Consider the following 21307-nt stretch of genomic DNA (forward strand, 5'->3'; position numbering starts at 1 on the left):
ATGGGCAAGGAAAAGAGTCGCGTGACCCACAGCACGCGACCTGGCAACTCACCAAAAGCATGAAGGACGCACAGATGGCCAAGTACTGGGTTATCGGGGGCACCTATCAGGATACCGGTTTTGATGCGCCAATTGGCGAAGAAACCAAAGTTGGTCCGTTTGGCAGCTTCGAAGACGCCGAAAAGGAATGGTCGAAAATGGCCTGGCAGTCGGTTGATGACGCGAATTCGCGGTATCGTATCGAACGCCTTGAAGAATACTGGGTTGTCGGTGGCGAATATGAAAGCACCGACTTTGAAACCCCGGTTGGCGGCGAAGAAGAACGTCATGGCCCGTTTGCCACGTTTGGCGATGCAGAAAAAGCATGGTCGAAACTGGCATGGCAGCATGTTGACGACTGCAATTATCGCTATCGCGTAGTCGAAGGCTAAGCCGGACGACCAATATGTTTTCGATATCTGATGCGCATATGATCACGGATCCCGTGTTGCGCGACCAGATCGAACAGCATCCACGCGCGCAGGACCTCCTGCGCGCGTTTTTGTATCCCTATCCTTCGCCGGATCACGACTTTCTGTTTCGTGGTGGTGACGTAGTTGCGATGGAGCGATCAGACGTCGCGACTGCGACAAGGGGCAGGACACCGGTTCTGGCCGTCGGGTCCAATCGTGCGCCGGTACAACTGACCCGAAAATTCACCCATCAAAACCTTTCAGATGAAATTCCGGTGACCCATGGCTGGCTGGCGCATCACGATATTGTCTATTCAACGCACATAACCGGATACGGCGCAGTTCCGGCAACGCTGGCACCATCACCGGGCACGCGCGTGCGTGTTTCGATCACCTGGCTCACCCCGACACAACTTGCCCATATGCATGTCACGGAATCGGTGCCAGCCCATTACAGCTATGTTCAATTTCCGGGTCGCGATCTTGATCTCGATTGCGGGGTCACTTCCAATCACATCGGCATGTACCAATCTGCACGCGGACATGTTTTTGATCAGGGATCGGTGTTTGCCTTGTCTGCGATTGAGGCCAGAGATCGGCGGTTCACATCCCTTGATCAACGGGAAATGCTAGCACTTTTCGCCAAGCGTGCCGGGCAGGTCTTTAGCCCCGCATTCGTCCTGCGGATCATTGATGATCCGGCATTTCGCCGTCTTGTTGTTGAACAGGATTAATCGCGGTCCGGCAAAAGCTGCCAGATGCGGGTGAATTTGGTGTCGGTGTCCTCGACCGCGACATCAACCGGGACGTCGTAGGTTTCAAGTTCGTCGATGTTATGTGTCGGCGCATAGGTTCGGCCCGGGTCGGCCAGGATGACCTTGGTGCCAAGGCGCGCTTCGGCCATCAGCCACTGCAAAACGGCATTTGCCATATCCTGCTGATAACAGACGTCGCCGGCAAAAATCACATCCCAACGCTTTTGCGGGGCCGATGTGCCAACCAGATTTTCGGTCGTGGTCGGAATTTCAACACCATTGTGTTTGGCATTCAGCCTTGTGGCGGTAATCGCCACCGGATCGATGTCATTGGCCAGGATTTCTGCGGCATCTGAACGGACGCAGGCAATCGCCTGCATGCCGCCGCCACAGGCAAAATCAAGCACCCGCTTGCCGCGCACCAGTTCCGGGTGATCAAGGATATAGCGCGTAATCGCCTGCCCACCGGGCCAGGCAAAGGCCCAATAGGGTGGCGGGATATCAAGCACACCCAGAATATCCTCGGTCGCCTGCCAAAGCGGGGTGATGTGGGTTGCCAGATACATCTCGATTTCTGGTGCCAAAGGCACGCGGGCCGGTACGGTGAATGTTTCGATCAGATCGGCAAATTGCGGATCGTCGACATCTGGCACCAGTGCGTCGGCGAAGACATTCTCGCTCATTGGCGGTTTACCTTGAAAAGGGGTATCGGGTTATGCGTTCGCAATCAGGTGCGACAGCACGATGGCAGCAAGTACCAGTAATCCGTAATCGCGGTTGGATTTAAACCGCTTTAGACAATTGGCCGCATCATCAAGCTTGACGGTGGCAACCTGCCAGCCAAGGTGAATGCCCGCCAACCCCAGCAAGACAAAATAGGACCAGTGCAAACCAGCCAACATGCCCGAAACGCCCAGCAAAAGCGTGGTCATGGTATAGAACCCCTTGGCCCATTTCGGCGTCGTATCGCCCAAGCGCAGTGCCAGAGATTTCAGGCCGATCTTGGCATCATCATCCTTGTCCTGATGGGCATAGATGGTGTCATAGCCAAGCGTCCAGAAAAATCCCGCTGCATACATGGCAATGGCGGCGGGTTCGACGGTGCCGGTCACCGCCGCCCAACCGACCAGCGCACCCCAGTTAAAGGCAAGGCCAAGGCAGGCCTGCGGCCAATAGGTGATCCGCTTCATGAACGGATAGGTGATGATGATCGGGATCGAACAGATGCCGACAATGATCGCCTCGATGCGAAATTGCACCAGAATGCCAAGTCCCAGCAACATCATGAAGCCAAGGAACAGCAAAGCCTGCCAGACCTTGACCTGACCACTGGGGAGCGGGCGGGTGGTGGTGCGTTCGACCTTGCCATCAAAGTTGCGGTCGGCCAGATCATTGATCACGCAACCGGCCCCGCGCATGATCACGGCCCCCACCCCGAACAGCGCCATCATGATGACGATCTGTTTGGTGGTGACGGCATCGGTTAACCCGCCTGCCATGGCGGTGGACCACCAGCACGGCAAAAGCAAAAGCCAGGTGCCAATCGGACGATCAAGGCGCAGAAGTTTCAGATAGGGCCGCACAGCTTCGGGCATGAAACGATCGATCCAGCCATCCTGTGGCATATCGTTCTTGCTGGTCTGTATTGGCTGGTTGACCTGTGTCATAATTGGCCTATCTGATAAAAAACCATTTCAAGATGCCGTAAAACGGCTTTGGGGACCTTTATGACTGCTGATGCCACGCGCGCCCGCCAACGCCTTTTCGTTCGGGATCCTATCACGGCTGATAGTGAAATCGAACTTGCTCCCGAACAGTCTCATTACCTCGAACATGTCATGCGCCTCAAGCCCGGAACACCGGTAAAAATTTTTAATGGCCTTGACGGGGAGTGGCTGGGCACGATCAGCGAGCTTCGCAAAAAGAAGGGCAGCGTCACCGCGGAACGCCAATTACGTGCGCAGGGCAATGAAGTTGGTCCGACTCTTGTTTTTGCACCGATCAAAAAGCAACGGCTTGATTTCCTGATTGAAAAGGCGGTTGAGCTCGGCGTTCAAAGTTTGCAACCCGTCATCACCCAGCATGGCATCACCGACAAGGTCCGCCTTGATCGTTTGCAGGCACAGGTTGTTGAGGCGGCCGAACAGTGTGAACGCCTGACTGTGCCTGAGGTTTGCGAACCTGTGCGTCTTTTGGACTGGGTCGCAAATCTGCCGGAAAATCACCATCTGCTATTTTGTGATGAAACAGGATCGGGGTCACCAATTGGTGAAGTACTAAGTCAGCTATTGGCAAAGGGCGCTGGCTCGTTTATCGACAATACCAATGTTGTTAACCATGCAATCGTGATTGGACCCGAGGGCGGCTTTAGCGCCGACGAACTTGAACGTATCCGCAAACAGCCTTTTGCAACGCCTGTAAGCCTCGGTCCGCGTATTCTGCGTGCCGAAACGGCAGCAATTGCAGCTTTGACCGTATTTCAGGATCGTATCGGCGATTGGTCGCACCGACCCGTTGCGAGAGATTAGGGGAAGCCCTTATGACTGTCAGCGCCTCCACTGGTGACAGCCCGGTAATTGAAAGCCGGCGCCAGCTTGTCGAATGGTTCGAGTCCGGCTGTACGCCAAAAAAAGACTGGGCCATCGGCACCGAACACGAAAAATTCGCCTTCACCCGCGATGATCTTCGCCCCATCCCTTATGAGGGGGAACGCGGGGTCAAAATGCTGCTCAATGCCCTGGCCGAACATTATGACTGGGAACCGATCATTGAAAACGGCAATGTCATTGCACTGACCAAGGACAAATGTTCCGTCTCGCTCGAGCCGGGCGGGCAGATTGAACTTTCCGGTGCGCCGCTTAAGAACATTCACCAGACCTGTGGTGAAGTGCATACGCACCTGCACGAAGTCCGCGAGATTTGCGACGGGCTTGGCATTGATATGCTCGGTGTCGGCCATAATCCGAAATGGAAACGTGAAGACATCCCGTGGATGCCCAAGGGCCGCTACGAGATCATGAAAAATTACATGCCCAAGGTCGGAAACCTTGGTCTGGACATGATGCTCAGGACCTCGACCATTCAGGTCAATCTGGACTTCAGTTCCGAAGCCGACATGGTCAAGAAATTCCGGACCTCCTTGGCGCTTCAGCCGGTGGCAACCGCCCTGTTTGCGGCGTCGCCGTTTGTTGATGGCAAGCCAAGCGGTTTCTTGTCGGCACGATCGAACGTCTGGACCGATACCGATCCGGATCGTTGTGGCATGTTGCCGTTCGTGTTCGAGGACGGGTTTGGCTTTGAACGTTATGTCGACTACATGCTCGATGTCCCGATGTATTTCGTCTATCGCGACGGCAAATACATTGATGCAGCAGGCAAGTCGTTCCGTGATTTCATGGATGGCAAACTTGATGTTTTGCCCGGTGAACGCCCGACCATGAATGACTGGTCTGATCACATGACCACGGCCTTCCCGGAAGTGCGTCTTAAGAAGTTCCTTGAAATGCGCGGTGCCGATGGTGGCCCGTGGAAGCGCATCTGTGCACTGCCGGCCCTTTGGGTGGGGCTGCTGTATGATGATGCCGCCCTTGATGCCGCATGGGATCTGGTCAAGGATCTTTCGGTAACTGAGCGCGAAGCGCTTCGCAACGATGTTCCGCGCACCGCCCTTGCCACCCCGTTCAAGAACGGCACGGTTCAGGATCTTTCCAAAGATGTTCTGGCGATTTCCCGTCAGGGCCTTAAAAACCGTGGTCGCATGGACAGCTACGGCGACGATGAAGGCCACTTCCTTGATAGCCTTGATGATGTGGCACAAAGCGGCCGCACTCTGGCTGAGGAATTCCTTGATAAGTATGAAACCGAATGGAACGGCTCGGTCGATCCGTTGTTCAAGGAATACGCCTACTAAGGCCAACGAATACGCAATAAAAAAAGGGCAGTGATTTCACTGCCCTTTTTTGATGTTTGCAGGTTGCTCGTTTTGAGGATTACTGCGCAGCCCGATCAAGCCGGGTTTGGGCGGCAAACCATTTTTCGATGGCATCGACCTGATCAGGCTGCATCCCAAGGCCAAGTTTGGTCCTGCGCCACAGAACATCTTCTGCGCGACACGCCCATTCATTGGCCATCAGGTAGTGGAGTTCAGCTTCGTAAAGGCTCGGGGCGACTTCCGGGCCCAAATCGCCAAGCGATGTTGCTGTACCAATGATTTTGCGGATTGCCGTGCCGTAGCTTCGCACCAGCCGATACAGCAACGCGCTTGGCAACCAGTCATAGGTTGCCTTGGCCTTGGCAAGGAATGCATCGCAATCACCGTCTGGCATGTCGCCACCGGGAAGGATGGCATTTGCTGTCCAGTCCTTGGCATTGTTGCCCAGAACCGGGGCCAGTTTTTGCATCGCATGTTCGGCAAGCTTGCGATAAGTGGTGATCTTACCGCCATAGATCGACAGGATCGGTGCCGAACTTCCGCTATCGCCGGTATCAAGATCGAACACGTAGTCGCGGGTTACCGCCGACGCATTGTCGTTCTTGTCATCATAAAGTGGTCGCACACCGGAATAGTCCCAAACCACGTCCTTGCGGCCAAGCGGTTTGGCGAGATAGCCATTCACCAGATCCAGCAGATAGTCGGTTTCCTGATCGCTGATTTTGACCTGCGCCGGATCGCCATTATAGGCGACATCGGTGGTGCCGATCAGGGTGTAGTCCTGCTGATAGGGGATGGCAAAGGCAATGCGCCCATCGCCATTCTGGAAGATATAGCAATGATCATGGTCATGAATGCGCGGAACCACAATGTGGCTGCCCTTGACCAGTCGAAGACCGGCGGCCTTTCTGCCAAGTCCGGCATTTTCGACCATCTCGGTGACCCATGGCCCTGCGGCGTTGACCACGGATTTTGCACTGACCGATTGCGGGGCACCATCGGGCCCGATCAGTTCGGCATTCCAGTGATCGTGATGACGCACCAGTGATGCACATCTGGTGCGGGTTCGGATATCAGCCCCACGTGCCTGTGCGTCCTGTGCATTGAGGACCACAAGCCTGGCGTCATCCACCCAGCAATCGGAATAGGAAAAACCGCCCGCGTAATCGGATTTCAACGGTTGCCCTTCTGGCGTGCCGTTAAACGATACAGCACGTGACCCGGGCAGACGTTTGCGCTTTGCCAGATGGTCATAAAGAAACAACCCGGCGCGCAGCATCCATTTCGGACGCAAGCCCTGGTGATGGGGCAAAACGAAGGTCAACGGCCAGATGATATGTGGGGCAGCAGCCAACAGAACTTCGCGTTCCTGAAGTGCTTCGCGCACCAGACGGAACTCATAATGTTCAAGATATCGAAGACCGCCATGGATGAGTTTGGTCGAAGAAGAAGAGGTGGCCGAGGCAAGGTCGCGCTGTTCGACCAAAAGAACAGAAAGCCCGCGACCGGCGGCATCACGGGCAATACCAGCCCCGTTGATGCCGCCGCCAACGACCAGAAGGTCGTAAGTTCCGGTCACGTTAGATCACCTTTTTACGCAGGTAAGCTGAAATGGCTTCGCCAATAATGACCAGACCAATGATTGCCAGAAGGATCGTGGCGACCGTTTGCCATGCAAAGGTATCAATCGCCCCCTGAAGGATGATGCCAATACCACCAGCCCCGACCAGACCCAGAACCGTACTTTCACGCAGGTTGATGTCCCAGCGCAGGATGGATACGGCAAAGAAGGTCGGCATGACTTGCGGAATGACGCCATAGACCAGAATCTTGAAGCGCGATGCGCCAACAGATTCCAGTGCCTCGATCGGGGCACGGTCGATTTCCTCGATCGCTTCACCCAGCAATTTGCCAAGGAAGCCAAGCGACCGGAAAATGATCGCCAGAATACCGGCCAAAACACCCGGTCCGAACACAGCCACAAACAGCAGCGCCCAGATGATGGTGTTGACCGAACGCGACGACACCAGAATGAACCGGCCAAGCCACAGCGTGAAACGGTTCGGCGTGGTGTTCTGGGCTGCGATCAACGCAATCGGCAGGGACAGGAACACGGCAAAGAAGGTCGCAATCGTTGCGATATTGACGGTTTCCAAAAGCGTCCAGCCGATTTCCTGCCAGCCTTCAAGTGATGGCGGGAACATGCGGGCAAACAGATCGCCCATCTGTTCCGGGGCATCCCAAAGCCACGGCCAGATGATGTTGATGGTCGATAGGGACCAGACGACAGCCAGTGCGACCAGCGCGGTCATGCCATAACGCCGCCAGCGTTCCTTGGTGGTATAGCGGGACCATTCGCGGTTGGCGATTGCTTCCGGTCCGGTAGGTTGGGTGGTGGCTACCATAGGTTCCTCCTGATCCGGCCGCTGATGGCCTCGCTGACAAGGATCACACCGATGATGCAAAGGGTAATCGCCAGCGCAAAGTCATAGTCATAACGCCCAAAGGCATTAAGAAGGGTTGACCCGATACCGCCCGCGCCCACGATGCCAACAATGGCAGAGGCGCGCAGGTTGCTATCAAGCTGATAGATCGAAAGACCGATCTGACGGGGCATGATTTGCGGGATCACGGCATAAAGAAGGGTGACGAATGTCGCCCCGCCGGCTGCACGGATCGCCTCGACCTGACCCCAGTCAATTTCCTCGATCCGTTCGGCCAGCATTTTGGCAACGAACCCGATGGAATAGACCGTAAGCGTCAGAATGCCTGCCAGCGGGCCAAAGCCGACCGCTTTGACAAACAGGATGGCGACAATGACTGGGTGGAAGGAACGGGCAACGATGATCACGCCACGCCCGATGGTATAAAGCCATTTCGGTGCGATGTTTGACGCCGATGCAAAGGCAATCGGAACGCTGAGTGCCAGACCAAGCAGGGTCGAGACAATGGCGATCTTGATGCTTTCCATAAAGCCGTCAAACAGCAACTCGCCGCGGATGAAGCTTGGCGGGAAGGCGCCCTTGAAGATGCGGATCGCACGCGGGACACCGTCCTGGATGCGCTCCCAGTCGAATGGCAGGGTTGTGATGGCCCACCAGACATAGGCAACAACAGCAATCAGAAGTCCCCAGCGCAACATCGGGTTGGCGATAAAGGGGGGCTTCTTCCATGTGCGGCCCGTTTTTTGAACGGTGCTGCTCATCGTGCGGCGACCTCACGCAGGTGGGTGCTGCTTTCGGCGTCGCCGCGTTCTTCGGCGGGCACACCGGCATAGATGTCGTCCATGGCGTCATTGGTCAGATCGACCGGTTCACCATCGAAAATGATGCGGCCAAAGCGCATGCCAACGATCCGCTGGGTATATTCCTTGGCTTCGTTGACGTTATGAATGTTGATCAGAACCGGCAGGTGCAGCTCGGATGCGAGCGCGCGCAGCAGTTCCATGATCTGACGGGATGTTTTCGGATCAAGCGATGCGGTCGGTTCATCGGCCAGCAGGATTTCAGGTTCCTGCATCAGGGCGCGGACCACACCGACACGCTGACGTTCACCGCCGGAAAGTTCGTCGGCACGTTTGTCGGCATAATGGGCGATCCCGACGCGTTCCATCAAATGAAAGGCGCGATCAATGTCTTCCTGCGGATATTTGCGCGTGACCGCGCGCCACGCCGGAAGATAGCCCAGCCGTCCCGATTGCACGTTTTCCATCACCGTCAAACGGTCAATCAGGTTGAAGCCCTGAAACACCATGCCGATGCGACGGCGCGCCAGACGCAGTGCCTTGCCTTCAAGCTTGGTCAGTTCCGTGCCATTGAGTTCGATGGAGCCCGAAGACGGTTCGACAAGACGGTTGATACAACGCAGAAGGGTACTTTTGCCCGCACCTGATGCGCCGATGATGGAAACAACACTTTCGCCCGGCACTTCAAGGTTCAGGTTCTTCAACACTGCCTTTTCTTCGCCATAGCGTTTTACAAGTTCTTTGATACGCAGCATTGCGTTACCCCGAATGAAATGGGTGGCACAGGGCCTGCCAAGGCAGGCCCTGCAAAGTTCGGATCGATTGGAAAATCAGGAATTACTTCAGGTTATCCGGGGTGTATTTCACACCGTTGGCAGCCTGAATTTCGCGGATAACCGCCCAGTCTTCCTGATAGGTGATCGGCAGGAACTTCGACACACCCTTGAATTCTTCACCAAGGGCGGTGCCCTTCATGTCAAAGGTAAAGAAGGCTTCCTTGATCTTTTCGACCAGTTCCGGCTTCAGGTTGTAGGCATAGTTGAACGAAGTGGTCGGGAAAGGCTTGCTTTCATAGATGATTTTGACTTCGTTCGGATCATAGAGATCACGCTGGGCCATACGTTCAACAACTTCGGACGCCACCGGGGCGGCGTCATAGTCACCGGCGACAACGCCAAGGATCGATTGATCGTGCGAACCGGAATAGACAACTTCGTAATCCTGTTCCGGAACGATGCCCTGACCCGGAAGCAGTGCACGCGGTGCAAGGTTGCCCGAGTTCGAGGTCGGCGAGGTATGGGCAACGCGTTTGCCCTTAAGATCAGCCGGGGTATCAATGCCGCTGTCTACACGGGTGTAGAGCTGAAGCGTGTAACCAAAGCGGCCATCATCCGCACCCATCAGGGCGAACGGAACCGCGCCGGCAAGGTTGACGGCAAACGGGGTCGGGCCGGTCGAGAAGCCGGCAACGTGCAGACGGCCTGAACGCATGGCTTCGACTTCTGCCGAGTTCGACTGAACGGCAAAGAAGTGAACGTCCTTGCCGGTGACTTCTTCAAGATGCTGCAGGAACGGGTCCCAGATATCGGCATAAACCGCCGGGTCTTCGACCGGGGTATATGCAAAGACAAGGGTGTCCGGATCGACCTGCTGGTCTGCGGGCGGGGCATCGGCAACAAGGTCGCCGTCCATGTCGCAATACATCGGGTCAAGATCGCCGCGTGCGATGCAGTCATCTGCCGCTGCGGCCGGGGTGGAAGCCATGCCGACCATGCCGATTGCGGCAAGGAGGGTGGTGAGCTTTAAACTGTCGGTTTTTTTCGGAATTGAAAACACTGTTTTCGAACCTTTCTTCCCTGTGAATGACGGCTTTCCGCCGTTTTTGAATGTGGTTTTGTTGTTTTTATTGTTGCTTTAATCAACATTATGAATTTGAAAAAGTTGGAAAATCAACACAAAACTGTAACAAAAGGTTTCGATCAGGGTTGCTAAGATGCGCGCTATTGGCACAAAACCGGCCATAATTGAGGGGGATGTGGCTTTGCGTTTGGGAAAAAAAGAGCGGCAGCGTCGTATTTTACAAGAGTTACAGGTTCACCCTCATGTGAGAGTTGCCACACTTGCAGAGCGATTCGATGTTGCAACCGAAACCATCCGTCGTGATCTTGACGCGCTGAGCCGCGATGGATTGATCAAACGCGAGTTCGGCGGCGCATCGGCGCGGCCCATGGGCCATCAGCCCGATCTGGCAGAACGCCAGTTATCGGCCGTGGCCGGGTTTGAACGGATTGGCATGCTGGCGGCTGACATGGTGCGGTCCGGCGATGTGGCAATGATTGATGCCGGATCAACCGTGGCCCAGATTGCGCCGTTTCTGGCGGCCCGCACGACAAAACTGCCGCGTACGTTTCTGACCAATTGCTATGCGGTGGTGCATGGCATGGCCGAACTTGCCGATCACGATGATGTTTTAATGTGTCCGGGCCAGTTTGACCGTCGGGAAAACGCGGTCTATGGCAACGATACCGTTGAATATCTGCGCCGTTTTCATGCCAACATTGCCTTTATCGGGGCGTCGGGCATTTCCCGGCAGGGCTTTAGTGACGTTAACCGCCGGGCGGTGGCCGTTAAACGCGCGATGATGGAACGATCAGACGAAACCTGGCTGATGGTTGATCATACGAAGTTTGATCAACGCTACCTGGAAAATGTCGCCCCGCTTGAGGCCCTTACCGGCATCATCACGGATCGCAGACCCGAACCGGAATTCGCATCCCAGCTTGAACGGGCTGGAATACGGTTTTTGGCGTGGTGTGATGAAAAACATGGTCTGGCATGAACCGACTGGCCTGAACCGATAAATAGATCCGTCAAACCGCAATTTGGTCGCGGTTGAGTTTGCGTTCGTCCTGATTCCAAACCATATTTCCCGGCACAGCGCGTTATTGTGTTGAATGCCGGGTTCCCGCCCCGGTCAGTTTGTTTCTGACACGGAGGATTATGATCGTGACCAATCCAGTGACCACCCGTACCGAACAGGACACCATGGGCGAAATTGATGTGCCTTCTGATCGGTATTGGGGGGCGCAAACCCAGCGATCCAGACAGAATTTCCGCATTGGCGGTGAACGCATGCCAGATGCCCTGATCAAGGCGTTCGGGGTTCAAAAACTGGCCGCGGCGCGCGCCAATGCCGCCCTTGATAACCTTGATCCGGAACTGGCCAAGGCGATCGAGGCCGCCGCATCCGAAGTGGCCGAAGGCAAGCTTTTGGATCACTTCCCATTGGTGGTCTGGCAGACCGGATCGGGTACCCAGACCAACATGAATGCCAATGAAGTCATCGCCAACCGGGCGTGCGAGATTTTGGGCAAGCCGATGGGCAAGCGCGAACCGGTCCATCCCAATGACCACGTTAATCGCGGCCAGTCATCGAATGACAGCTTCCCGGCTGCCATGCATATCGCCGCCGTGGTGGAGATTGAGGAGAAGCTCAAGCCCGCCCTTAAGCACCTGCGCACGACCCTGGATGCCAAGGTCGAAGCATTTGGCGATATCGTCAAAATCGGCCGCACCCATATGCAGGATGCGGTTCCCCTGACCTTGGGGCAGGAATTTTCCGGTTATGCCGCGCAAATCGCACTCGGGCTGGATCGGATCGACGATGCGCTTAAACGCCTACGCAAGCTGGCACAAGGGGGCACCGCGCTTGGGACCGGGCTGAATGCGCCGGATGGCTTTGACGTTGAGTTTGCCAAACAGGTGTCAAAGATCACCGGTCTTGAGTTTAAAACGGCGGAAAACAAGTTCGAAGCACTGGCCGCCCATGACGCCTGTGTTGAGATGTCGGGTGTCATGAATGTTCTGGCGACGTCGCTGATGAAAATCGGCAATGATATCCGTCTGCTTGGTTCCGGGCCGCGTTGCGGTTTGGGTGAGCTTGTCCTGCCCGCCAACGAACCGGGATCCTCGATCATGCCGGGCAAGGTCAACCCGACCCAGGCCGAGGCATTGACCATGGTCTGCGCGCAGGTGATGGGCAATCATGTTGCGGTGACGGTGGGTGGTTCGAACGGTCATCTGGACCTTAACGTGTTCAAGCCGGTGATCATTTATAACCTTCTGCAATCCATCCGCCTGATTGCCGATGCATCGGTCAGCTTTGCCGATAACTGCATTGCCGGGCTTGAGGCCGATCAGGAAAAGATTGCGCACTATGTCGAACAAAGCCTGATGCTGGTGACCGCCTTGGCACCGCATATTGGCTATGACAATGCGGCGGCCGTGGCCAAAAAGGCGCACAAGGAACGCAGCAGCCTGAAGGAAGCCTGCATCGCGCTTGGTTTCCTTGATGGGGATCGCTTTGATGAGCTGGTTCAGGCCCGCGACATGATCTGATGTGATGTCTTAAAGCATCGAAAAACAAGGCCGGGTATCGCGCCCGGCCTTGATGTTTCCGCATCATGAAAAGTGTGAAGACGCTTGGGCAAAACAGCCCCCGTGCAATGATCAATGTCATTGCAGGTGTGGTTTAAATCGGGCATATCCAACCCATGATCACGTGCAAACGCCATAACCGCCGTTCAGGTGGGATTTCCCTGCGCCGTGTCGTTCAGACATGGCTGATAGCGTTTGTTATCCTGTTTGCGGGTGTCACCCAGTCCGGACTTGTGTCGGCATTGCTCAGCGGGCAGGCCACCGGTATTGCAACCGCATCCGCGGCGGAAATCGCGCCGGGTGGTGATTACGTTCTGATTTGCACCCCGGCTGGTATCAAGCTCGTATCTGCTGATACGCTTCAAGGTGTCGTGGCATCGACTGCGTCCGGTCAGGCTGACGAAATGCCGGCCCATGCGTTTTGCCCGCTTTGTGCGAACCATCACGGGGCGATGGCGGCGATTGATTTGCCCTATGTCGCGCCAGTGCCGGTCATTCATGATGTCAGCTATGCCAAGGCGATTGTCTTTGTCGCGGTCAATGACATCCCGCGCGGTCGCCATTCGCGGGCACCCCCGGTTTCCATCTGATTTCAAAGACTGATCAAAACACGATTACTGAAATCGCAGGCCTGCGGATGCAGGCTGCTTACTGGATGGAATATCATGAAAAAGCTTTTTGCAATTGTTGCGACCATCGCGTCGCTGTTTATCGTCACCAACGCGTTTGCCGCCGATATCGAAGTCAAGGATGCCTGGGCCAAGGCATCCAAGGGCATGGTACGCAATGGTGCTGCCTTCTTTGATGTTGTGAATGCCGGGGCTGCCGACCGCATTGTTAGCGTGCGCAGTGACCTTGCAGAACGCACCGAACTTCACACCCACATCATGGAAAACAATGTCATGAAGATGCGCCAAGTTCAGGGCGGTGTTGAAGTGCCGATGCATGGCTCTGTGCAGTTCAAACCGGGCAGCTATCACGTCATGTTCATTGGCCTGAGCAAGCCGCTTGAAGAAGGCGAGAAAATCGACATCACGCTGGAATTCGAGAAGGCCGGTGATGTGCCTGTGACCATTGATGTTCTCAACACCATGGCGATGGGGCCGAACGGTGGTGCTGGCATGGGGCATGGCCATGGCAAGATGAAAATGAACAGCAACTAAGGTTGCGCGGCCGCCGAATATTCAAAGGGGGAAGGTTTGCGCCGACCCCCTTTTTTCGTCATGATGGGGCAACCAAAACGGTCGGTTACAGGGAGCCCATCATGTCTGACGACATCACTATTGACGATCTGATCGCCAAGCTTGGCCTGCAACCCCATCCCGAGGGTGGCTATTACGCCGAGACCTTCAGGGCGTTTGAAACCTGTAATCCCGGTAACCGGTATCTGGGTGTACGCAGCACGGGAACGGCGATCTATTACCTTCTGACACCCGATACTTTTTCAGGCATGCATATCCTGACCAGTGACGAGATTTTCCACCACTATATCGGGGATGCCGTCGAACAGCTTCAGCTGTTTGAGGACGGTACGCACAAGCGGGTCGAGATCGGCAAGGATTTGCTGGCCGGGCAGAAACCGCAAATGGTGGTGCCGAAAAATGTCTGGCAGGGGGCGCGGCTTAAGCCCGGCGGCAATTTTGCGCTTTTGGGCTGTACTGTTGCGCCGGGTTTTGATTTTGCCGATTTCTCCATGGGCAAGCGTGCGGCATTGACGGCGAAATGGCCCGCCGCGTCCGAGCTGATTGCGGCATTGACGCGCGACTGATTTTCAGGCGAAAGTACGTCGTCACCAACTTGGGGTTGTTTGGCGTGGCCGCCAGCCCCGGAATACAGGAATAGCCCCATGCAGCTCGACACCTGGCTTCTGTTTGCCGGGGCGGCAATCGCGTTGGCGATGGCGCCCGGTCCCAATAACCTTCTCGCGATGTTTAATGGCGCGCGGTACGGCGTATCGTCTGCTGCCGTTGGCGGGATTGGCCGTATTGTTGCCTTTGCCCTGATGATTGTGGTGACTGCGGCCGGGCTTGGTGTTGTGCTGGCCGCCAGTGAAACGGCCTTCCTTGTGATCAAATGGGGTGGCGCGGTTTATCTGGTCTGGATTGGTCTTAAAAGCTGGTTTGCCAAGGTTAATGACAGTGATGAAACAACTGGCCCGGTCGAGCTTATGATCAATCCGGGGCCGTTTAATCTGGCCAAGACCGAGTTCCTGACCGCGATTGGCAATCCCAAGGCGATCCTGATCTTTACGGCCTTCTTCCCGCAATTCCTTGATCCGGCTGTGGCATACGGGCCGCAATTCACCGTCATGGGCGTGACATTCATTGCCATGGAAACCAGCGTTTTGCTGGCCTATGGATTGTTGGGCGGGCAGGTGAAGGGCCTGATCAAGTCAGCCCGACATATGCGGATGCTTAACCGTGTTTCGGGCACGCTTCTGGTCGGGGCGGGTGTTTTGCTTGCACTCACCGACCGGTCACGTACGACGGCCTAATTCAGGCAACATATCCTCAGAAATGCGCAGGGGCGCAGCTTTGTAAAAAGCGCGCCCCCTTGCTCCCTTGTCTACCTGGATAGCTGTTAGGCTTTCCGGGCGATCGCCTGTTGTCAGGCGATTTCTTCGACCCGATGACACGCCACTTCGCGGCCCTCGAAATTGCGCAGTTCCGGGCGAACTTTTGCGCATTCCTCGGTCGCAAACGGGCAGCGTTTATGGAACGCACAGCCCGATGGCGGGTTGATCGGTGATGGCAACTCGCCGGTCAGCGGTTCTGCCTTCACACGTTGTGTCGGATCGATCTTTGGTGCCGACGCCAAAAGCGCCCGTGTATAGGGGTGCAGCGGCTTGGCAAAGATCTCGTCAGTTGGTCCCTTTTCAGCGACGCGACCGAGATACATCACCATGACGTCATCTGCAATATGTCTGACGACAGAAAGATCATGCGAGATGAAAACATAGGCGACATTCATCTCTTCTTGCAGGTCCATCATCAGGTTCAGGACCTGTGCCTGCACCGATACATCAAGGGCCGATACCGGTTCGTCCGCGACGATGACTTTCGGTTCAAGGATCAGGGCACGGGCAATCGCGATACGCTGACGCTGACCACCGGAAAACATATGCGGATAACGCTGATAGAATTCCGGACGCAGGCCAACCTTTGCCATGGTGGCATGGACGCGTTCTTCACGTTCCTTGCGGCCAAGATTATCCATGTTCAAAAGAACTGGCTCGGCCAGGATCTGGCCAACCTTTTTGCGCGGGTTCAGCGAACCATACGGGTTCTGGAAGATCATCTGAACAGTGCGGCGGAACTGCTTGGCTTCCTTGTCAGACAGATTGCCAACGGCATTACCGTTCAGTTTCAGCGCGCCCGAGGTCGGCTTTTCGATCAGGGTTAACTGACGGCCAAGGGTCGATTTGCCACAGCCGGACTCGCCGACCACCGCAAGGGTCTTTTGCGATTCAAGCGTAAAGGAAACACCATCAAGCGCCTTGACCATGGCACTGGGTTTGCCAAAGCCGCGATTGACCTCGTAGTGACGGACAAGATCATCGGATTCCAGAAGCGGAACACCGGGTTTGGTATCCAGAAAACTCATTACACAGTCTCCCCGGTGGTCGTATCAGCGGTCAGGCCGGTCGGCTGGCCCTGATCATTTAGCGGATAGAAGCAACGCACATCCCGGCCATTGAAGTCGGTGACCTCCGGGCGCGCTTTTACGCAGTGTTCATTGGCATAACGGCAACGCGGTGCCAGAAGGCAGCCCTGCGGGCGGTCATACTGACCGGGAACCACGCCGGGGATGGTGCGAAGACGGTCATGGCCTTCGGATCGTTCCGGCAGCGCTTCGAGCAGTGCCTGCGTATAGGGATGGCGCGGGGCTGCAAAGATGCTGTCAGCCGGGCCACTTTCAAACAGCTGACCGGCATACATCACCTGAATGCGGTTGGCGGCTTCGGAAACCAGTGCCAGATCATGGGTGATCAGGATCAGGCCCATGTCGCTGTCTTCTTGCAGTTTCAGCAACAGGTCGATGATCTGGGCCTGAATGGTCACATCAAGGGCCGTGGTCGGCTCGTCGGCAATCAGAAGGCGCGGGTTGCACGCAATCGCCATGGCAATAACAATACGCTGGCTCATGCCGCCCGACAGCTGATGCGGATAGGCGGTCATGCGCGACTTCGGATCGGGAATGCCGACCTGGTTTAAAAGATCAAGCGTGCGTTCACGGCGTTGCTTCTTGTTGCCGCCCTCATGGACCTTGAGGGCCTCCATGATCTGGGCTTCGACCGTGAAGCACGGATTAAGCGCCGACATCGGATCCTGAAAGATCATGGCAATGTCTTTGCCGGTGATTTCGCGGCGGCGTTTTGCCGGCATGGTGATCAGATCCTGACCATCAAAGGTCAGGGCATCCGCGGTCACGCGACCGGGAAAATCGATCAGACCCATCACAGCAAGCGATGAAACCGATTTACCCGAACCGGATTCCCCGACGATGCCGAGGACTTCGCCACGATCAACAGAATAGCTTACGGAATCAACAGCGCGAAACGGCTTGTCTTCGGAGCCGAACTCGACTGTCAGGTTTTTTACTTCGAGAAGAGCCATGACTTACCGTTTCATCTTGGGATCAAGGGCATCGCGCAGGCCATCACCCATCAGGTTGAAGGCAAGCACGGTGACAAGGATGCAAAGGCCGGGGAAGGTGATCACCCACCAAGCGGAGCCCACAAATTCACGGGCCTCAGAAAGCATGGTGCCCCATTCCGGCAGCGGCGGCTGCGCGCCAAGGCCAAGGAAGCCAAGGGCAGCAGCGTCAAGGATCGCACTTGAAATACCAAGCGTGCCCTGCACGATCAGCGGTGCCATGCAGTTCGGCAGAATATTGACGAACATCTGGCGGACATGACCGGCACCGGCAATCTGCGATGCGATGACATATTCTTTGTTAAGTTCGGATACGACCGATGCACGGGTCAGGCGCACATAGTGCGGCAACTGGACGATGGCGATGGCCAGCATCGCGTTTTCAAGCCCCGGGCCGAGGATGGCAACAATCGCAAGTGCCATGATCAGGCTGGGCAGGGCCAGCATGATGTCCATCAGGCGCATGACGCCGACTTCGATCCAGCCGCGGAAGTAACCGGCAACCATACCAAGCACGATACCGGCAATCATCGACAGGATCACGACGACGACACCGATCGAAACCGACAACTGAGCGCCATGGATCAGGCGCGACAGGATGTCACGGCCAACCGCATCAGTGCCAAGGATGTAACGGGGATCGGCACCTTCCATCCAGATCGGCGGTTTCAGAAACGCGGTACGGTCCTGTGCCACCGGATCGAACGGTGCGATCCATTGTGCGGTCACGGCCAGAAACAGAATGACCGCAATGACGATCAGACCGGCAAAGGCACCACGGTTCTTTTTGAAATAGTCCCAAGTTTCGCGCATCGGGCTCGGCGGTGCGCCGACGGGCTCAACGGCTGCTTCGGCAACGTTTGAGGCCTGTGCTGCGGACGGGGTGGTGTTCTCGCTCATCTCACAGCTCTCCTTAGCGCTTGTAACGGATACGGGGGTTAATAATCCCGTACAGAACGTCAACGATCAGGTTCACGGCCATCACAAGGAAGGCAATCATCAAAATGCCACCCTGAATGGTCGGATAGTCGCGACGGTTCATGGCTTCGATGATCCATTTACCGATACCCGGCCAAGAGAAAATCGTCTCCGTCAGGATTGCTCCAGCCAGCAGCACGCCGACCTGAAGGCCGATCACCGTGATCACCGGGATCAGGGCATTGCGAAGCGCATGCACCATGATTACCCGCATCGGTGCCAAACCTTTGGCGCGTGCAACGCGGATATATTCTTCGCCCAGGACTTCCAGCATCGAGGAGCGCGTCATACGCGCAATCACCGCCATCGGAATAGTGCCGAGCGCAACGGTAGGCAGGATCATATGGCTGAGTGCACTTGTGAAAGCGCCTTTCTCACCACTCAAAAGGCTGTCGATCAGCATGAAACCGGTCACCGGCTCAAAGAAATACATGACCGATATTCGACCCGAGACCGGCGTCCAGCCTAAGGTGGTCGAGAAGAACATGATCAGAAGCAGCGCCCACCAGAAAATCGGCATCGAGTAGCCTGTAAGGGATACAGACATTGTCAGGTGGTCGAGCCACTTCCCGCGATTAATGGCGGCAAGCACCCCCAACGGAATGCCAAGGATCACGGCAAACAGGATACCCATGACTGCAAGTTCGACCGTTGCCGGGAACAGGGTCAGGAATTCGTCCAAAACAGGTTTCTTGGTGACAAAGGATTTGCCAAGATCCCCTTGGAATACGCCCATCAGATAATCGAAATACTGAACGATCAGTGGCTGGTCGAAACCATACTGAGCCTGAAGCTCTGCATATCGCTCAGCATCGACACCACGTTCACCAGCCATCATCAGGATGGGATCACTGGGAATGAGGCGGATCAGGAAGAATACCAAAAGGGTGACACCGAAGAAGGTCGGGATGATGTCCCCCAAACGGCGAAACAGGAATCCTAGCATGCCATCGGGCCTTTATTGTGTCCGCACACATAAGGATGCAGGCGGACGTCTCTCTCTTTTGCGAAATTGCAAAGAGGCCCGGAAAACCGGGCCTCTCTGATCAGGTTTTGATACGCTTATTCAGCGAGATCTACACCATAGAAGATGTGACCACCGAACGGATCGATTTTGTAGTCAACAACTTCGCTGCGGATCGGTTCGAACACGATCGAGTGTGCGATGGTTGCCCACGGTGCTTCGCGTTTGAAGACCAGCTGAGCTTCTTCGTACAGACGGGTACGCTCGAGAACGTCCGAGGTGGTTTTTGCCTGCTGAATCAGGTTATCGAACTCTTCGTTGCACCACTGTGCACGGTTCGCACTGCCAACTGCGTCACAGCCAAGAAGAACTGCGAGGAAGTTGTCGGGGTCACCGTTATCACCGGTCCAACCGAGCATGAAGGTACCCTGTTCACCTTTTTTGGTGCGATCAAGGTATTCACCCCATTCGTAAGATACGATCTCGGCGTTCACACCAATTGCAGCCCAGTCAGCCTGAACGAGTTCAGCCATACGGCGTGCGTTCGGGTTGTAAGGACGCTGAACCGGCATCGCCCAGATGTCGGTGGTGAAGCCGTCCGGATAACCAGCTTCTGCCAGCATGGCTTTGGCTGCTTCCGGATCATACGGGTCATCAACGGTGTCGTTGTTGTAAGACCAGATGGTCGGCGGGAGCGGGTTTTTCGCAGCCGAACCGGCACCCTGATAAACACCTTCGATGATGGCGTCTTTGTTGATCGCCATGTTCAGTGCTTTACGGACTTTCGGGTCGGTGAACGGTTCTTTCTGGGTGTTGTAGCCCAGATAGCCAACGTTCAGACCTTCCTGGCTCATCAGGTTGATGTCGGCATCTGCTTCCATCTCTTCCAGATCGGCCGGGTTCGGGAACGGCATGACATGACATTCGCCAGCTTTCAGCTTCTGGTAGCGAACGGTGCTGTCCGGGGTGATTGCGAAGATCAGGTTATCGATTGCTGCTTTGCCTTCCCAGTATTCCGGGAATGCTTTGTAACGGATAACCGCATCTTTCTGATAGGCAACGAGCTGGAACGGACCGGTGCCGACCGGGTTCAGGTCAACATTTTCCGGGGTGCCTGCTTCCATCATCTTGTCAGCATATTCAGCCGACAGAACAGATGCGAAGTCCATGGCCATGTTGGCGATGAACGGTGCTTCCGGACGGTTCAGAACGAATTTGACGGTTTGATCGTCAACCTTGACGATGTCCTTGACCAGATCGCCCATCGACATCGAGTTGAAGTACTCGTAACCGCCGCCCGATACACCATGATACGGGTGCTCGGTGTCAAACTGACGCATGAAGGTGAAGATCACGTCATCAGCATTGAAATCACGGGTCGGGGTGAAGTCTTCGGTGGTGTGGAATTTCACGCCTTCACGCAGGTTGAAGGTATATTCCAGACCATCAGCCGAAACGTCCCAGCTGGTCGCAAGACCCGGAACGATGGTGGTGGTACCGCGCTTGAACTGTACGAGGCGGTTGAAGACCTGACGCGAAGACGCATCGAAGGTCGTACCTGCAGTGTAAAGCTGCGGGTTGAAGCCTTCCGGGCTACCTTCCGAGCAATATACCAGGGTTTTTGCCGAAGCGGCAGTCGGAGCAGCAAGTGCGGTGGCTGCAAGCAGGCCTGCACCAAGTGCCACTTTGACGAAATTCGCTTTCATTAAATGCCTCCCTCAAGGCTGGTCCGAGCAAATCAATGCTGTCCGCGTGACATTTGATCCGGTCACGTTTGACAGCATATTTTGCAACGGACGAGGTTTACCCGATCCAACAGGTATGAATGTTGGCAATCGACGAGGGAAAGTAATCAGGGTTTCTGCGTATCGTCAACGGTTCCTGCGGGATT

General features: G+C 55.6%; 23 protein-coding genes. 11 read left to right on the forward strand and 12 right to left on the reverse strand.

Features of this window, described 5'->3' with window-relative positions; translation table 11 throughout:
* The first annotated feature begins 74 nt into the window (after positions 1 to 74).
* Together AUQ41_RS06960 and AUQ41_RS06965 are read left to right on the forward strand one after the other, a co-directional pair.
* Positions 75 to 431, forward strand: a complete 357-nt coding sequence (locus AUQ41_RS06960; protein WP_008891542.1) for a hypothetical protein — start codon at positions 75 to 77, stop codon at positions 429 to 431.
* 14 nt (positions 432 to 445) lie between these two features.
* The gene (locus AUQ41_RS06965; protein WP_063087323.1) at positions 446 to 1186 is read left to right on the forward strand and encodes a hypothetical protein; all 741 of its coding nucleotides are present in this window, start codon (positions 446 to 448) and stop codon (positions 1184 to 1186) included.
* Here the strand turns inward: AUQ41_RS06965 and AUQ41_RS06970 are convergent.
* Together AUQ41_RS06970 and ubiA are read right to left on the reverse strand one after the other, a co-directional pair.
* Positions 1183 to 1890: a methyltransferase gene (locus AUQ41_RS06970; RefSeq protein WP_063087324.1), complete on the reverse strand. Its 708-nt coding sequence runs from the start codon at positions 1888 to 1890 to the stop codon at positions 1183 to 1185. The two genes, AUQ41_RS06965 and AUQ41_RS06970, sit on opposite strands and share 4 nt — an antisense overlap.
* A 30-nt stretch (positions 1891 to 1920) precedes the next feature.
* Positions 1921 to 2874, reverse strand: a complete 954-nt coding sequence (ubiA, locus tag AUQ41_RS06975; protein ID WP_063087325.1) for a 4-hydroxybenzoate octaprenyltransferase — start codon at positions 2872 to 2874, stop codon at positions 1921 to 1923.
* 60 nt (positions 2875 to 2934) lie between these two features.
* Between ubiA and AUQ41_RS06980 the strand changes: the two genes are divergently transcribed.
* The gene (locus AUQ41_RS06980) at positions 2935 to 3735 is read left to right on the forward strand and encodes a 16S rRNA (uracil(1498)-N(3))-methyltransferase (RefSeq protein ID WP_063087326.1); all 801 of its coding nucleotides are present in this window, start codon (positions 2935 to 2937) and stop codon (positions 3733 to 3735) included.
* Between the two features lie 11 nt (positions 3736 to 3746).
* Positions 3747 to 5117 carry a glutamate--cysteine ligase gene (locus AUQ41_RS06985; protein WP_063087327.1) on the forward strand — a complete coding sequence of 457 codons (1371 nt, stop codon included), beginning with the start codon at positions 3747 to 3749 and terminating at the stop codon, positions 5115 to 5117.
* A 79-nt stretch (positions 5118 to 5196) separates the two neighbouring features.
* Here the strand turns inward: AUQ41_RS06985 and glpD are convergent, their stop codons facing one another.
* The 5 genes from glpD to phnD all read right to left on the reverse strand — a co-directional run bounded on the left by glpD (position 5197) and on the right by phnD (position 10146).
* Positions 5197 to 6717, reverse strand: a complete 1521-nt coding sequence (gene glpD / locus AUQ41_RS06990) for a glycerol-3-phosphate dehydrogenase (RefSeq protein WP_063087329.1) — start codon at positions 6715 to 6717, stop codon at positions 5197 to 5199.
* A 1-nt stretch (position 6718) separates the two neighbouring features.
* Entirely contained in the window at positions 6719 to 7543 is an 825-nt protein-coding gene (gene phnE, locus AUQ41_RS06995; protein ID WP_063087331.1) for a phosphonate ABC transporter, permease protein PhnE, read from the reverse strand.
* Entirely contained in the window at positions 7537 to 8343 is an 807-nt protein-coding gene (phnE, locus tag AUQ41_RS07000) for a phosphonate ABC transporter, permease protein PhnE (RefSeq protein ID WP_008891550.1), read from the reverse strand. Before phnE (AUQ41_RS07000) ends, phnE (AUQ41_RS06995) begins: the two co-directional genes overlap by 7 nt.
* Positions 8340 to 9137, reverse strand: coding sequence for a phosphonate ABC transporter ATP-binding protein (gene phnC, locus AUQ41_RS07005; RefSeq protein ID WP_008891551.1), 798 nt, complete (start codon positions 9135 to 9137; stop codon positions 8340 to 8342). Before phnC ends, phnE (AUQ41_RS07000) begins: the two co-directional genes overlap by 4 nt.
* Before the next feature lie 82 nt (positions 9138 to 9219).
* On the reverse strand, positions 9220 to 10146 hold the full coding sequence (phnD, locus tag AUQ41_RS07010; protein ID WP_232308326.1) for a phosphate/phosphite/phosphonate ABC transporter substrate-binding protein: 927 nt from the start codon (positions 10144 to 10146) through the stop codon (positions 9220 to 9222).
* Between phnD and AUQ41_RS21040 the strand changes: the two genes are divergently transcribed.
* From AUQ41_RS21040 to AUQ41_RS07040, 7 genes are all read left to right on the forward strand, one after another.
* A complete protein-coding gene (locus AUQ41_RS21040) occupies positions 10145 to 10300 on the forward strand; it encodes a hypothetical protein (protein ID WP_165374884.1) in 156 nt (51 codons plus the stop codon). The two genes, phnD and AUQ41_RS21040, sit on opposite strands and share 2 nt — an antisense overlap.
* A gap of 75 nt (positions 10301 to 10375) precedes the next feature.
* On the forward strand, positions 10376 to 11221 hold the full coding sequence (locus AUQ41_RS07015; protein WP_255356176.1) for a DeoR/GlpR family DNA-binding transcription regulator: 846 nt from the start codon (positions 10376 to 10378) through the stop codon (positions 11219 to 11221).
* A gap of 161 nt (positions 11222 to 11382) precedes the next feature.
* Complete coding sequence (gene fumC / locus AUQ41_RS07020) at positions 11383 to 12780, forward strand: class II fumarate hydratase (RefSeq protein ID WP_063087335.1); 1398 nt, start codon at positions 11383 to 11385, stop codon at positions 12778 to 12780.
* Between the two features lie 155 nt (positions 12781 to 12935).
* The gene (locus tag AUQ41_RS07025) at positions 12936 to 13409 is read left to right on the forward strand and encodes a DUF2946 family protein (protein ID WP_063087337.1); all 474 of its coding nucleotides are present in this window, start codon (positions 12936 to 12938) and stop codon (positions 13407 to 13409) included.
* 75 nt (positions 13410 to 13484) lie between these two features.
* On the forward strand, positions 13485 to 13982 hold the full coding sequence (locus AUQ41_RS07030; RefSeq protein ID WP_063087339.1) for a copper chaperone PCu(A)C: 498 nt from the start codon (positions 13485 to 13487) through the stop codon (positions 13980 to 13982).
* Between the two features lie 101 nt (positions 13983 to 14083).
* The gene (locus AUQ41_RS07035; RefSeq protein ID WP_063087341.1) at positions 14084 to 14587 is read left to right on the forward strand and encodes a cupin domain-containing protein; all 504 of its coding nucleotides are present in this window, start codon (positions 14084 to 14086) and stop codon (positions 14585 to 14587) included.
* A gap of 78 nt (positions 14588 to 14665) precedes the next feature.
* Positions 14666 to 15313 (forward strand): LysE family translocator, encoded by a 648-nt coding sequence (locus AUQ41_RS07040; protein ID WP_063087343.1) that lies wholly within the window; start codon positions 14666 to 14668, stop codon positions 15311 to 15313.
* A gap of 113 nt (positions 15314 to 15426) precedes the next feature.
* Here the strand turns inward: AUQ41_RS07040 and AUQ41_RS07045 are convergent, their stop codons facing one another.
* The 5 genes from AUQ41_RS07045 to AUQ41_RS07065 all read right to left on the reverse strand — a co-directional run bounded on the left by AUQ41_RS07045 (position 15427) and on the right by AUQ41_RS07065 (position 21122).
* A complete protein-coding gene (locus AUQ41_RS07045) occupies positions 15427 to 16422 on the reverse strand; it encodes a peptide ABC transporter ATP-binding protein (RefSeq protein ID WP_008891559.1) in 996 nt (331 codons plus the stop codon).
* A complete protein-coding gene (gene dppD / locus AUQ41_RS07050) occupies positions 16422 to 17435 on the reverse strand; it encodes a dipeptide ABC transporter ATP-binding protein (protein WP_063087345.1) in 1014 nt (337 codons plus the stop codon). The genes AUQ41_RS07045 and dppD overlap by 1 nt, the downstream gene beginning before the upstream one ends.
* A 3-nt stretch (positions 17436 to 17438) precedes the next feature.
* Positions 17439 to 18374, reverse strand: a complete 936-nt coding sequence (locus AUQ41_RS07055) for an ABC transporter permease subunit (protein WP_063087347.1) — start codon at positions 18372 to 18374, stop codon at positions 17439 to 17441.
* A gap of 13 nt (positions 18375 to 18387) precedes the next feature.
* Positions 18388 to 19398 (reverse strand): ABC transporter permease subunit, encoded by a 1011-nt coding sequence (locus AUQ41_RS07060; protein ID WP_063087349.1) that lies wholly within the window; start codon positions 19396 to 19398, stop codon positions 18388 to 18390.
* 116 nt (positions 19399 to 19514) lie between these two features.
* Positions 19515 to 21122 carry an ABC transporter substrate-binding protein gene (locus tag AUQ41_RS07065; protein ID WP_063087351.1) on the reverse strand — a complete coding sequence of 536 codons (1608 nt, stop codon included), beginning with the start codon at positions 21120 to 21122 and terminating at the stop codon, positions 19515 to 19517.
* Positions 21123 to 21307: the final 185 nt, after the last annotated feature.

The organism is Thalassospira sp. MCCC 1A02898, from assembly GCF_001618185.1.
GTDB lineage: Bacteria > Pseudomonadota > Alphaproteobacteria > Rhodospirillales > Thalassospiraceae > Thalassospira > Thalassospira tepidiphila.